This is a genomic window from Variovorax sp. TBS-050B, from assembly GCF_029893635.1.
Classification (GTDB): Bacteria; Pseudomonadota; Gammaproteobacteria; order Burkholderiales; family Burkholderiaceae_C; genus Variovorax.
Genome location: NZ_JARXYR010000002.1, coordinates 3228270 through 3242317, shown reverse-complemented (window position 1 = coordinate 3242317; position 14048 = coordinate 3228270). Strand labels below are relative to the sequence as shown.

10 protein-coding genes are annotated in these 14048 nt (G+C 70.9%); 8 read left to right on the top strand and 2 right to left on the bottom strand.

Translation table 11 applies throughout. The features are described 5' to 3' along the window. Positions 1–5: 5 nt before the first annotated feature. Both ntrB and M2165_RS18055 read left to right on the top strand, forming a co-directional pair. Complete coding sequence (gene ntrB / locus M2165_RS18060) at positions 6–968, top strand: nitrate ABC transporter permease (RefSeq protein ID WP_280815960.1); 963 nt, start codon at positions 6–8, stop codon at positions 966–968. Positions 969–1000: 32 nt separating this feature from the next. Next, a complete protein-coding gene (locus M2165_RS18055) occupies positions 1001–1807 on the top strand; it encodes an ABC transporter ATP-binding protein (protein ID WP_280815959.1) in 807 nt (268 codons plus the stop codon). 40 nt (positions 1808–1847) lie between these two features. Here the strand turns inward: M2165_RS18055 and M2165_RS18050 are convergent, their stop codons facing one another. Next, positions 1848–3134: an ANTAR domain-containing protein gene (locus M2165_RS18050; RefSeq protein ID WP_280815958.1), complete on the bottom strand. Its 1287-nt coding sequence runs from the start codon at positions 3132–3134 to the stop codon at positions 1848–1850. A 278-nt stretch (positions 3135–3412) separates the two neighbouring features. Here M2165_RS18050 and M2165_RS18045 point away from each other — a divergent pair, with 278 nt between their 5' ends. Further along, complete coding sequence (locus M2165_RS18045) at positions 3413–4678, top strand: MFS transporter (protein ID WP_280815957.1); 1266 nt, start codon at positions 3413–3415, stop codon at positions 4676–4678. 17 nt (positions 4679–4695) lie between these two features. Here M2165_RS18045 and M2165_RS18040 read toward each other — a convergent pair whose 3' ends face one another. Next, a complete protein-coding gene (locus M2165_RS18040; protein WP_280815956.1) occupies positions 4696–6396 on the bottom strand; it encodes a bifunctional protein-serine/threonine kinase/phosphatase in 1701 nt (566 codons plus the stop codon). A gap of 54 nt (positions 6397–6450) precedes the next feature. Here M2165_RS18040 and nirB point away from each other — a divergent pair, with 54 nt between their 5' ends. From nirB to cobA, 5 genes are read left to right on the top strand one after another with little or no spacing between them, the layout of a single operon-like run. Further along, positions 6451–8916: a nitrite reductase large subunit NirB gene (gene nirB, locus M2165_RS18035; protein WP_280815955.1), complete on the top strand. Its 2466-nt coding sequence runs from the start codon at positions 6451–6453 to the stop codon at positions 8914–8916. Between the two features lie 19 nt (positions 8917–8935). Beyond that, positions 8936–9391: a nitrite reductase small subunit NirD gene (nirD, locus tag M2165_RS18030; protein ID WP_280815954.1), complete on the top strand. Its 456-nt coding sequence runs from the start codon at positions 8936–8938 to the stop codon at positions 9389–9391. 20 nt (positions 9392–9411) lie between these two features. Then, positions 9412–12207, top strand: a complete 2796-nt coding sequence (locus M2165_RS18025; protein WP_280815953.1) for a nitrate reductase — start codon at positions 9412–9414, stop codon at positions 12205–12207. Between the two features lie 47 nt (positions 12208–12254). Next, positions 12255–13160, top strand: a complete 906-nt coding sequence (ybiB, locus tag M2165_RS18020; RefSeq protein WP_280815952.1) for a DNA-binding protein YbiB — start codon at positions 12255–12257, stop codon at positions 13158–13160. Then, positions 13157–13972 carry a uroporphyrinogen-III C-methyltransferase gene (gene cobA / locus M2165_RS18015; RefSeq protein ID WP_280815951.1) on the top strand — a complete coding sequence of 272 codons (816 nt, stop codon included), beginning with the start codon at positions 13157–13159 and terminating at the stop codon, positions 13970–13972. Before ybiB ends, cobA begins: the two co-directional genes overlap by 4 nt. Positions 13973–14048 lie beyond the last annotated feature (76 nt).

Genomic DNA, 14048 nt, shown 5'->3' with positions numbered 1-14048 from the left:
CCGCCATGGTCAGCGCCGTCTTCCACTCGCCGCTCGACGCCTCGCGCGTCGCTTCCGCCACCACCGCCGCGCAGGCCCCGGCGCAGCCGGCCCGCGGCGCCATGCCCGCCGCCGCCGTGCAGGCACCGCCGCCCGCGCGCGCTGCAGCGGCCGCCTCGAGCGTGCCGCGCACGCGCAAGACCCTCGACCTGCGCGCCTTCTGGATGCGCGTGCTGCCGCCGCTCGCGGGCTTTAGCCTGCTGGTGCTGATCTGGGAGCTGGTCGCGATGAAGAGCACCACCGGCTTCCCCTCGCCGCTCGCCACCTGGCAGCAGGCCGTGACGGTGTTCGGCGATCCGTTCTACAGCAAGGGGCCGAACGACCAGGGCGTGGGCTGGAACGTGCTCTCGTCGCTGCAGCGCGTGGCGCTGGGCTTCGGCCTCGCGGCCGCGGTCGGCATCCCGGCGGGCTTCGCGATCGGTCGCTTCGAGTTCCTCTCGCGCATGTTCAACCCGCTGATCAGCCTGCTGCGGCCGGTGTCGCCGCTGGCCTGGCTGCCGATCGGCCTGCTGGTGTTCAAGGGCGCCAACCCGGCCGCGATCTGGACCATCTTCATCTGCTCGATCTGGCCGATGGTGATCAACACCGCCGTCGGCGTGCAGCGCGTGCCCACCGACTACATGAACGTGGCCCGGGTGCTGAACCTCTCGGAGTGGAAGATCTTCACGCGCATCCTCTTCCCGGCCGTGCTGCCCTACATGCTGACGGGCGTGCGCCTGGCCGTCGGCACCGCCTGGCTGGTGATCGTCGCGGCCGAGATGCTGACGGGCGGCGTCGGCATCGGCTTCTGGGTGTGGGACGAGTGGAACAACCTCAACGTCGCCAACATCATCATCGCGATCTTCGTGATCGGCATCGTCGGGCTGGTGCTGGAGTTCGCGCTGATCCGGCTGGCGACGGCGTTCACCTTCGACGAAGTGAAAAGCTGAGAAAACGGACAGCCGAACCCGAGCACATCACCATGAACGACACCAAATACATCGAGATCCACGGCGTCGAGCAGGCCTTCAAGACGCCCAAGGGCCGCTTCGTCGCGCTGAAGGGCGTGAACCTGAACGTCGCCAAAGGCGAGTTCGTCACGCTGATCGGGCACTCGGGCTGCGGCAAGTCGACGCTGCTGAACCTGATCGCCGGGCTGACCACGCCCACGGAAGGCGCGCTGCTGTGCGCGAACAAGGAGATCCGGGGCCCGGGCCCGGAGCGCGCGGTGGTGTTCCAGAACCACTCGCTGCTGCCCTGGCTCACCTGCTTCGAGAACGTGTACCTCGCGGTCGAGCGCGTGTTCGCGGCCACCGAGGGCAAGGCGCAGCTGCGCGCACGCACGGACGCGGCGCTCGCGATGGTGGGCCTCACCGCCGCGGCGCAGAAGCGGCCCGGCGAGATCTCCGGCGGCATGAAGCAGCGCGTGGGCATCGCGCGCGCGCTGTCGATGGAACCCAAGGTGCTGCTGATGGACGAGCCCTTCGGCGCGCTGGATGCGCTCACGCGCGCCAAGCTCCAGGACGAACTGCTCGCCATCGTGCAGAAGACGCAGAGCACGGTGGTCATGGTCACGCACGACGTCGACGAGGCGGTGCTGCTGAGCGACCGCATCGTGATGCTCACCAACGGCCCGGCTGCGACCATCGGCGAAGTGCTGGCGGTGGACATCCCGCGCCCGCGCAGCCGCGTCGAGCTCGCCGAGGACCCGGCCTACGTGCACGCGCGCAAGGCCGTGATCGACTTCCTCTACACGCGCCAGGCGCACGTGGAGAAAGCCGCGGCCTGAGCGCCACACGAAGTGCGCGAAGCCTAGGGTTTGCCAGTCTTCAAGACATGATGACCTGCAGGCTGTGTTCGTACCAGCCGGTCAGGCGCTCGAAGGTGTCGAGCAGCGTCTCGCTCGCGCGCACCAGGGTGGCGCGGCCCTCGGCACTGTCGAGCATGCGCACGCCGCCCACCAGCCGCAGCCACTCGTCGCGCGCATTCGCGAGCGCGGCGCGGATCTCGGTGCTGCTGAGCGGCGCCTGCTCCAGTTCGGCGAGCGCGCTCTCGAATTCGCTCATCGTCGGCAGCAGCCGCGCGTTGGCGGCCTGTGCCTTGAGCACCGAGACCAGCAGCGCATCCTTCGCGAGCCGCTGCGCGCGCATGCGCTGGCGGCCGCAGATGTTCACGATGCGCAGCGCGCGCCGCCCGCCCGAGGCTTCGAGCGCCTCGGTCAGCGCCTCGGCCGCGGCGAGCAGCATCTCGGCGCGCTGGTCGATCTCGGCCAGGCCGGCCGCGCTCGAACGCGCCGCGAGCGCGGCCGAGAGTGCCTGCCATGCGTCCTGCGCCTCGGCGAGCGCCTGCGCACCGGTGCCTTCCAGCCCGAGGGCGGCGAGATGATCGAGGTTCTGCTGCACCCGCTCGGCCGACTGCGTCCGCAGCAGCCGTGCGCGCTGGGCCTCGACGTTGCCGAGCAGCTGCGCCGCCAGCCGCACCAGCCGCTGCGACAGCATGCGCAGCTGGCCCGCGCGGTTGATGGCATCGGCCCACTGCGCGGCCTCGATCACCGAGCGCGAGACCTCGCCGAGCCGCAGGTTGGCGTGCATCGCGGCGCCGCGCAGCAGGCCGAAAGCCTCGTCCTCGCCGATCCCGCGCGCCGACATCAGCAGGCCCTTGGCGCGATCGACCCATTTGCGCTCGTCCATGCGGGTGCGCAGGTTCTCCAGTTCGGTGCGCAATGCGCTCTCGCGCTGCCAGCGCGCCTGCGCGCGGACCACGAGCGCCGCGAACGAAGCGGCGTCGACGGCCTCCCCCGCATCGAGCCGCAGCCAGGCATGCAGCCCGAGCGCGGCCAGTTCCTCGTGCTGCGCGGCATCGAGCGGCGCGCTCGCCAGGCTCAGCGCGCAGGGCGGCCGGCCGGCCCATGCGCGCAGGCATTCGAGCAGCGCGGGCGTCGGCCGGGGCTGGCAGATCAGCGCCTGCCGCGGGGCGAGCGCCTCGACCTGCCGCGCGAAGCCGGCCGCATCGGTGCAGCCGCAGACCGCGAGGCCGGCCTCCGACAGCGCATGTGCGAGCGCCTCGGGCAGCGCGGCGCCGGCAGGTTCATCGGGCAGGACAACGAGAAGGGACATCGTGGCAACGGAGGATGGGAGCGCAGCCCGAGCATAGGCCAGGCCAGCGCCGGTCCGCGGGCACGCCTCTTGCATGAAACGGGCCGCGGTGTAACGAAGCACCGCTTTGGTGAAGCCGCCGCAGCAGCAACAGCCTGCGGCATCCGTCCCGGCGATGCACACGCCGGAACGCACCGCCACGCCGACGGCATCCGCCGCCGGCACCCCGTTTCCACCCCCTTCCGCCGACGCGTCCTCCCCCGAGGCCGCGCGGCGGCTTTTTTGCATCGTTGAACGCCATGTCCAGTTTCAAGAACTTCTTGCAGTCCGGCCACAGCCCGACGCTGTTCGCGGCCTTTCTGTACTTCTCGTTCTCCTGCTGCATCTGGGTGCTCAACGGCGCGATGGCGCCGTTCATCGGCGAGAGCTTCGACCTCTCGCCGGCGCAGAAGGGGCTGATGCTCTCGGTGCCGATCATCGCGGGCGCGCTGATGCGCTTCCCGCTCGGCATCCTCTCGCAGTACATCGGCCGCAAGAAGGCCACGCTGGTCGAGATGGGCCTGATCGCGGTGGCGATGCTGTTCGGCTTCTTCTTCGTCAAGAGCTTCAACGACCTGCTCGCGATGGGCGTGCTGCTGGGCATCGCGGGCGCGAGCTTCGGCGTGGCGCTGTCGCTGGGCTCGGGCTGGTTCCCGCCGCAGCACAAGGGCCTGGCGATGGGCCTGGTGGGCGCGGGCAACGTGGGCACCGCGGTGTCGGTGCTGGTGGCGCCGCCGCTCGCGCAATGGCTGGGCTGGCAGAGCGTCTACGGCGTGGCCGCGGGCGCGATCCTGCTGCCGATGGTGGTGATGATCCTGTTCGCGAAGGAGCCGCCCGACGTGGACAGCCATGCGAGCTTTCGCGAACACATCGCCTGCCTGTTCGAGAAGGACGGCTGGGTGTTCAGCCTGATCTACGGCGTGACCTTCGGCGGCTTCATCGGGCTCACCACCTTCCTGCCCTCCTACTACTACGAACAGTTCGGCGTCAGCAAGGTGCAGGCGGGCCAGCTCACGATGCTCGCGGCCTTCATGGGCGCGGCGGTGCGCATCGTCGGCGGCTGGATCTCCGACCGCTGGGGCGGCGTGAACACGCTCACCGTGGTGCTGCTGGTGGTGGCGATCGGGCTCGCGCTGGTGGGCGTGTCGTCGGCCTCGCTCACGCTCACCACGCTGCTCCTGATCGTGTGCTTCGCGGCGCTGGGCGCGGGCAACGGCGCGCTGTTCCAGCTGGTGCCGCTGCGCTGGCCCATGAGCACCGCGGTGGCCGGCTCGATGATCGGCGAGATCGGCGCGCTCGGCGGCGGCCTGGTGCCCAACGCCATGGGCCTGTCGAAGCAGTACCTCGGCAGCTACGTCTGGGGCTTCGTGTTCTTCGCGGCGCTCTCGCTCGTGATGCTCGGCGTCATGCGCGTGATGCAGATCCGCTGGACCCGCACCTGGGCCGAGAAAGGCGGTCGCGCACGCACCTCGCCCGCGCCCGCCGACGCTGCTTACGGCGCCGCGCGAAAGGCGGCCCGGCCATGAACGCGCCGCGCCCGCCCTCAGCGCGGCAGGAACAGCAGCCAGAGCACGAGCAGTGCGTTGAACAGCAGCGACACGGCCAGCGCGATCTTCCAGAGCGCGGCCGGATCGCGCCGGATCAGCGGCGTGGCGGCGGGCGCGCTCACGGGGCGCGAGGCGCCGCGCTCGAGCGCCAGCAGCATTTCCTCGGCAGTCTCGAAGCGCTCGCGCGGATCGCGTGCCACCGCCTTGCGCACCAGGTGGTCGAGCCACACCGGCACGTCGGGCCGCAGACGCGAGAGCGCCACGGGGTCGCGCCGGTAGCGCGCCACCTGGTAGGGCTCGATCTCGCCGTACGGCAGATGGCCGCCGAGCCACTGGTAGAGCGTGGCGCCGAGCGCGAACAGGTCGCTGCCGGCATCGGCCGGCGCGCCCTCCCACTGCTCCGGGTTGATGTAGCTCGGCGTGCCGGCATGCAGCTCGCGCTGCGCCGCGCCTTCGCGGCCGGAGAGCGCCACGCCCAGGTCGAGGATGCGCCAGCGGCCGTCGTCGCCCAGGTGCAGGTTCGCGGGCTTGATGTCGCGATGCACCACGCCGTGGCGGTGCAGCCGGCCCAGGGCCTTGGTGATCTCGATGGCGGCCGCGACCACCTCGGCCACGTTGCCGCGCGCGCCGGACTTGCGCATCTGCTCCAGCGTGCGCCCGCCATGCCAGTCGAACACGACGTAGAGCGCGCTCGCGTCCCCGGCCCGCTCGTGCACGCGCACCAGGCCGCTGCTGCCGACGCGCAGGCCGAGCCAGGCCTCGTGCGCGAGCATCGCGCGCTCCTGCGGGTCGCTCGCGCGCGAGGGATGCAGGGTCTTGATCGCGACCAGCTCGCGGCTGCCCGCCTTGCGCGCCTGGTAGAGCAGGTGCACGCCGGTGTCGGCCACGAGCGCGGTGATCACATGGCCGTCGAGCACGTCGCCCACCTTCAGGAGCGGCGGCGGCGCGAGCCGGCGGCCATCGCCGAGTTCGTCGTCGAGCTGCCGCGCGTCGAGGCCGACCACGCGGATCACCAGCGCGGTCGCGTTGTCGCGCGTGCCGGCCTCGAGCGCCGCCTGCACCAGCGCCCCGCTCGCCTCCCCGGCGCTGCCGCGCAGTGCCAGCGCGGCAAGGCGCTGCGGCTTGAGCACGCCGTGCACGCCGTCGGAGGTGAGCACGAAGCAGTCGCCCACGCGCACGTCGCCCTGCGCATAGTCCACGCGCACCTGGTCGTCGAGGCCGATCGCGCGCGTGAGGCGGCTGCGCATGTCCGGATGCTCGAAGGCATGGTCCTGCGTGAGCGGCAGCGCCGGCTCGTCCGCGTCGCGCACGCGCCATGCGCGCGTGTCGCCCACGTGCGCGAGCGTGTAGCTCTGGCCGTGCAGCACGAGGGCGGTCAGCGTGGTCAGTGCGGTCGCGCCGCCCTGGCGGCGGCGGTTGTGGTCGGCGAGCCAGGCGTTCTGCGCGGCGATCAGCCGGTCGAGCGCGGCCGTCGGCTCCCAGGTGGCCGGCGTCGCGAAGTAGTCGGCCAGCAGCCCCATCACCGTGGTCTGCGCCGCCTCCTGGCCGCGGCCGCCCGTGGACACGCCGTCGGCAATGGCCGCGATGAGCCCGCGCGACTCGTCGCCCGGCGGCGCATCGACCGCGCCGGCGAAGTCCTCGTTCACCTCGCGCGGCCCGCGCTGGCTGCTGTAGCCGATGTCCACTTCAAAGCTCATGGCGCCATTGTCCATGGGCGTCCCCTGCCCTGATTCCTCGAAAGGCCCCACCCCATGACTCAAAAGCTCAAGCTCGTGATGGTCGGCAACGGCATGGCCGGCGTGCGCACGCTGGAGGAGCTGCTCAAGCTCGCGCCCGAGCTCTACGACATCACCGTCTTCGGTGCCGAGCCGCATCCCAACTACAACCGCATCCTCCTGTCGCCCGTGCTCGCGGGCGAGCAGACCCTCGACGAGATCGTGCTCAACGACTGGGCCTGGTACCGCGACAACGGCATCACCCTGCATGCGGGCAAGAAGGTCGTCGAGGTCGACCGCGTCAAGCGCATCGTGCGCGCCGTGGACGCCGAAGGCGCCGTCACCGAAGCCGCCTACGACCGCCTGCTGCTGTGCACCGGCTCCAACCCCTTCATGCTGCCCGTGCCCGGCAAGGACCTGAAGGGCGTCATCGCCTACCGCGACATCGCCGACACCGACTACATGATCGAGGCCGCGCGCACCCACAAGAACGCCGTCGTCATCGGCGGCGGCCTGCTCGGCCTCGAAGCCGCCAACGGCCTCATGCTGCGCGGCATGAACGTCACCGTCGTGCACGTCATGCCCTGGCTCATGGAGCGCCAGCTCGACGACGTCGCGGGCCGGCTGCTGCAGAAGTCGCTCGAGGACCGCGGCCTGAAGTTCATGATGGGTGCGCAGACGCAGGAGCTGGTGGGTGGCGAGGACGGCCGCGTCAAGGCCATCCGCTTCAAGGACGGCACCGAGCTGCCCGCCGACCTCGTCGTCATGGCCGTGGGCATCCGCCCCAACACCGAACTCGCCGAGAAGATGCGGCTGCACTGCAACCGCGGCATCGTCGTCACCGACACCATGCAGACCGTGACCGATGCGCGCATCTACTCGGTCGGCGAATGCGCCGCCCACCGCGGGATCGCCTACGGGCTCGTCGCCCCGCTCTTCGAGCAGGCCAAGGTCGCAGCCAATCACCTCGCGCAGTTCGGCATCGGCCGCTACCTGGGCTCGCTCACCTCCACCAAGCTCAAGGTCACGGGCATCGACCTCTTCTCCGCGGGCGAGTTCATGGGCGGCGAAGGCACCGAGGAGATCGTCATGAGCGACCCCTTCGGCGGGGTCTACAAGAAGCTCGTCATCAAGGACGACAAGCTCGTGGGCGCCTGCCTGTACGGCGACACGGTGGACGGCAGCTGGTACTTCAAGCTCCTGCGCGACGGGCGCAGCGTGAGCGACATCCGCGACAAGCTGATGTTCGGCGAGTCGAACATCGGCGACACCGGCCACGAGGGCCACAACAAGGCCGCCAGCATGCCCGACGAGGCCGAGGTGTGCGGCTGCAACGGTGTGACCAAGGGCACGATCTGCAAGGCGATCAAGGAGAAGGGCCTCTTCACGCTCGACGAGGTGAAGAAGCACACCAAGGCGAGCGCGAGCTGCGGCTCCTGCACCGGGCTGGTGGAGCAGATCCTGATGTTCACCGCCGGCGGCGACTACTCGGCCACGCCGAAGAAGAAGGCGGTCTGCGGCTGCACCGATGCGAGCCACCAGGACGTGCGCGAGGCGATCCGCCGCGAGCACTGGCTCACCCACGAGGCGGTGTACCGCGGCATGGGCTGGCGCACCCCGGACGGCTGCGCGACCTGCCGCCCGGCGATCAACTACTACCTGATCAGCACCTGGCCCAAGGAGGCGAAGGACGATCCGCAGAGCCGCTTCGTCAACGAGCGCAGCCACGCGAACATCCAGAAGGACGGCACCTACTCGGTGATCCCGCGCATGTGGGGCGGCCACACCACGCCCGACGAGCTGCGCCGCATCGCGGATGCGGCCGACAAATACAAGATTCCGACGGTGAAGGTGACGGGCGGCCAGCGCATCGACCTCTTGGGGGTGAAGAAGGAGGACCTGGCCGGGGTGTGGAAGGACATCGGCATGCCCTCGGGCTTCGCGTACGCGAAGAGCCTGCGCACGGTGAAGACCTGCGTGGGCAGCGAGTGGTGCCGCTTCGGCACGCAGGACTCCACGCAGATGGGCAAGGACCTGGAGCGCGCGCTGTGGGCGATGTACGCGCCGCACAAGGTGAAGCTGGCGGTCTCGGGCTGCCCGCGCAACTGCGCGGAGGCGGGCATCAAGGACGTGGGCGTGATCGGGGTGGATTCGGGCTGGGAGCTGTACGTGGGCGGCAACGGCGGGATCAAGACCGAGGTGGCGCAGTTCCTGGTGAAGGTGAAGACGGCCGCGGAGGTGATGGAGTACTCGGGGGCCTTCCTGCAGCTCTACCGCGAGGAGGGCTGGTACCTGGAGCGCACGGTGCACTACATCGGGCGCGTGGGGCTGGACTACGTGAAGAAGAAGATCCTGGAGGATGAGGCCGGGCGCAAGGCGCTGTGGGAGCGGCTGCAGTTCGCGCTGGACGGGGAGCCCGATCCGTGGTTCGCCTCGGCGGAGGCGTCGGTGGACGTGCGGCAGTTCACGCCGGTGGCGGTGGTGGAGCCGCAGACGGCGTGACAAGCACAAGGAGCGAACGATGAACAACAGCAACAACGACAGCAACAACAACCACGGCTGGCAGGTGATCTGCCGGGTGGAGGACATTCCGAAGCTCGGTGCGCGCCGGGTGGCGCGGCCGGTGGGGGTGGACGTGGCGGTGTTCCGCAATGCGGAGGATCAGGTCTTCGCGCTGCTGGACCGGTGCCCGCACAAGGGCGGGCCGCTCTCCCAGGGGATCGTGTTCGGCACCAGCGTGGCCTGCCCGCTGCACAACTGGGCGATCGGGCTGGACGACGGCTGCGCGAAGTCGCCCGACGAGGGCTGCACGCCGAGGTTCGCGGTGAAGGTGCGGGAGGGGCAGGTGTGGATGGACCCGAACGAGCTTGCGACGCATGCGGTGGAGCTGGAGCGGCCCCGCGCGGGTCCGGGCGCCGCCACGGCCGGCAAGCTCGGCGACCAGAGCTTCGACGTGCAGGCGCCGCACGGCGGCTGAAGAGCGCAAAGGACCGACGCATGCAAGAAACCCGCTCCACCTGCCCCTACTGCGGCGTGGGCTGTGGTGTCGTCATCGAATCCGATGGCGCGCAGATCACCGGCGTGCGCGGCGATCCCGACCATCCGGCCAACTTCGGGCGCCTGTGCACCAAGGGCTCGACGCTGCATCTCACGGCCAGCGCCGCGGTCACGCGCCAGACGCGGCTGCTGCAGCCGATGCGGCGTGCCGCGCGCGGCGCGGCGCCGGCACCGCTCGCGTGGGATGCCGCGCTCGACGGTGCGGTCGACAAGTTCGGCCAGGTCATCCGCGACCACGGCCCCGACGCCGTGGGCTTCTACGTCTCGGGCCAGCTGCTGACCGAGGACTACTACGTCTTCAACAAGCTCGCCAAGGGCCTGATCGGCACCAACAACATCGACACCAACTCGCGCCTGTGCATGAGCAGCGCCGTGGCCGGCTACAAGCAGACGCTGGGCGCCGACGCCCCGCCCGCCTGCTACGACGACCTGAAGCATGCGAGCTGCCTGTTCATCGTGGGCAGCAATGCCGCCTGGGCGCACCCGATCCTGTTCCGCCGCATCGAGGACGCGAAGGCGGCGAACCCCGCCATGAAGATCATCGTGGCCGATCCGCGCCGCACCGACACGGTGGAGATCGCCGACCTGTTCCTGCCGATCCAGCCCGGCACCGACGTGATGCTGTTCAACGGCATGCTGCACCTGATGCTGTGGGAGGGCTGGACCGACCCCGCCTACATCGCGGCGCACACCACGGGCTTCGATGCGCTCAAGGCCACGGTGCGCGAATGCACGCCCGACAAGGTGGCGCAGGTCTGCGGCATCTCGAAGGACGACCTGCTCGCTGCCGCGCGGCTGTTCGCGACCTCCCCCGCCACCCTGAGCCTCTACTGCCAGGGCCTGAACCAGTCGTCGAGCGGCACCGCGAAGAACGCGGCGCTGATCAACCTGCACCTCGCCACCGGCCAGATCGGCAAGCCCGGCGCGGGCCCGTTCTCGCTGACCGGCCAGCCCAACGCGATGGGCGGACGCGAGGTGGGCGGCCTCGCCAACCTGCTGAGCGCGCACCGCGACCTGGCCAACCCCGCGCACCGCGCGGAGGTCGCCGCGCTGTGGAACCTGCCCTCGGTGCCCGAGAAGCCCGGCAAGACCGCGGTCGAGATGTTCCAGGCCGCGGCCGACGGCGAGATCCGCGCGCTCTGGATCGCCTGCACCAACCCCGCCCAGTCGATGCCCGACCAGACCACGGTGCGGCGCGCGCTCGAGCGCGCCGAGTTCGTGGTGGTGCAGGAAGCCTTCGTCACCACCGCCACCTGCACCTTCGCCGACCTGCTGCTGCCCGCCACCACCTGGGGCGAGAAGGAAGGCACCGTGACCAACAGCGAACGCCGCATCTCGCGCGTGCGCCCGGCGGTGCCGGCGCCCGGCGAGGCGCGCAACGACTGGTCGATCGCCGTCGACTTCGCGCGGCGGCTCGAGGCGCGGCTGGGCCGCGCGCCCACGCTCTTCCCCTACGCCTCGGCCGAGCAGGTCTGGAACGAGCACCGCGAATCCACGCGCGGCCGCGACCTCGACATCACCGGCCTGAGCTACGCGATGCTCGACAGCGCCGGCCCGCAGCAATGGCCGCTGAAGGAAGGCGAGACCACCGGCCGCGCGCGGCTCTACGAGAACGGCATCTTCCCCACGCCGGACGGCCGCGCCCGCTTCGTCGACACGGTCTACAAACCCGTGGCCGAGGCCCGCGAGGCGCGCTACCCCTTCTCGCTCAACACCGGCCGCCTGCGCGACCAGTGGCACGGCATGAGCCGCACCGGCACCGTCGGCCGCCTGTTCGGCCACGTCGCCGAGCCGGTGGTGCAGATGAACCCGCAGGACATGGCACGCCGCCAGCTGAAGGACGGCGACCTGGTGCACCTGACCTCGAAGCGCGGCTCGATCCTGCTGCCCGCGCAGGGCAGCGGGGAGATCGGACTGAGCCAGGCCTTCGTCGGCATGCACTGGGGGGAGGAATACCTGAGCGGCTGCTCGTCGACCGGCACGCGGGTCGCGGGCATCAACGCGCTGACCAGCCCCGTCTACTGCCCCACGTCGAAGCAGCCCGAGCTCAAGCACACGCCGGTCAAGATCCTCAAGGCCGAGCTGCCATGGTCGCTGCTCGCGATGGCGTGGCTGCCGCCCGGTGCAGCGCTCTCCGCGCACGAGGCGCTCAAGCCGCTGATGGCGCTGTTCCCGTTCGCGACCTGCGTGCCGTTCTCGGGCAGCGCGGCGGGCGAGGAGCGCACCGGCGTGCTGTTCCGCGCGGCCGCGCATGACACGCCCGAGGACGCGCTCGTCGACCGCATCGAAGCCGCGCTCGGCCTGCGCGCCGCCGATGCACTGCGCTATGCCGACCGCCGCCGCGGACAGCGGCGCGTGGCCCGGCTGGTGCGGCGCGCCGACGGCAACGCCGGCCTCGAGGCCTTCCTGCTCGGCGGCGACACCAGCGCCGAAGCCTGGATCGGCACCCTGCTGCGCGAGGAAATGCCCGCGCAGAGCTACGGCCGGCTGCTGCTCTCGCCCGGTGCGCGCGCCCCGCTGGCGGTGCAGTCGCGCGGCCATCCGGTGTGCACCTGCTTCAACGTGACCGACCTGGCCATCCAGGCCGAACTGGGCCGCCACGACGGCACGCCGGAGGAGCGCCTCGCCGCGCTGCAGGGCGCGCTGAAATGCGGCACCAACTGCGGCTCCTGCCTGCCCGAACTCAAGCGCATGGTGCGCGCCACGCCGGCCGAAACGGTGGCCGGAGGGGCATAAGCCGACATGGATTCCGGCATAAGCATTGCGGGACAATCCGTGCACCCATGGGAATCAGCCACTACATCAAGGAAATCGGCCGCGGCGCGCGGGGCGCGAAGCCGCTCTCGCGCGAGCAGGCCGCCGACCTGTTCGGCCAGGTGCTGGACGGCACGGTCACCGACCTCGAGATCGGCGGCTTCTGCCTGGCCATGCGCATCAAGGGCGAGACGCCCGAGGAGATGGCCGGCTTCCTCGACGCCACCCACGCACGGCTGAACCGCCTGCCCGCGGGCGACCGGCCGCTCGTGGTGCTGCCGAGCTACAACGGCGCGCGCAAGCTGCCGGTGCTCACGCCGCTGCTGGCGCTGCTCGTCGCGCGCGAAGGCCTGCCGGTGCTGGTGCACGGCAGCGCCACCGAGACCTCGCGCGTGCTGGCCTCGAACGTGCTGCAGGCGCTCGACGTGCCGGTGCTGTCGCAGATCGGGTCCATCGCCTCCGGCGAGGCGGCCTTCGCGCCGACCGAACTGCTCAACCCCGCGCTCAAGCGGCTGCTCGACGTGCGCCGCGTGGTGGGCCTGCGCAACCCCGGCCACAGCGTGGTCAAGCTGATGCAGCCGAGCGACGGTCCCTCGGTGGTCGTGGCAAGCTACACCCATCCCGAATACGCACGCACCATGGCCGAGACCTTCGAGCTCACCGGCATGACCGCCCTGCTCTCGCGCGGGCTCGAAGGCGAGGTGGTGTCGGACCCGCGCCGCACCGCGCAGATCCTCGGATTCGTGCGCGGCGCGCGCAGCGAGCTTCAGGCCCAGGCGCCCGGCACGGCCAGCGAGGTGCCGGGCCTGCCGCAGGACATCGACGTCGCGACCACGGCCGGCTACACGCGCCGGGTCTTGAATGGCGAGCTTCCCGTGCCCGAAGCCATCGCCGTGCAGGTGAGGCACATCACGCAACTGGCGTCCCACGCATGAAGAAGCAGACACCGATCTCTCCCACTGCCGCCGCCGGCCGCTGCACGCTGGTGGGCGCCGGCCCCGGCGACCCCGAACTGCTGACCCTCAAGGCCGTGAAGGCGATCCGCGCGGCCACGGTGCTGCTGGTGGACGACCTCGTGAACGAGCGCATCCTGAGCGAGCATGCCCGCCCCGATGCGCGCATCGTCCACGTGGGCAAGCGCGGCGGCTGCAAGAGCACGCCGCAGGCCTTCATCGAGCGGCTCATGATCACCGCGGTGCGCGAGGGCGAGACCGTGGTCCGGCTCAAGGGCGGCGATCCCTTCATCTTCGGCCGCGGCGGCGAGGAGGTCGAGCACCTGCGCGAGGCCGGCATCGAATGCACCGTGGTCAACGGCGTCACCGCAGGCCTGGCGGCCGTGACCTCGCTCGGCGTGCCGCTCACGCACCGCGACCACGCGCAGGGCGTGGTGTTCGTCACCGGCCATGCCAAGACCGGCGCCGGCGCGCACGAGGACGCCACCGACTGGCGCGCGCTCGCGGCCACCGCGCACAGCGCCCGGCTCACGCTGGTGATCTACATGGGTGTCGCGGGCGCGGCGCACATCGAACGCGAACTTCTGCACGGCCTGCCGGGCGACACGCCGGTGGCGGTGGTGCAGCACGCGAGCCTGCCCCAGCAGCGCCACGTGGTCGCCACGCTGGGCCGGCTGCAGGCCGCCATCGCCGAGGCCGGGCTCGCGAGCCCCGCGGTGATCGTGGTGGGCGACGTGCTGCAAGGGCTGGCGGCGGCGTCGGTCGACGCGGGCGCCGGGCGCTTCGGCACCTGACCAGCGCCGCCATCCGGCCCGCTCGGAGGCGTGAGACTTTTCCTACACCCGCCTAGAATCGCGCTCCAACAAAAGC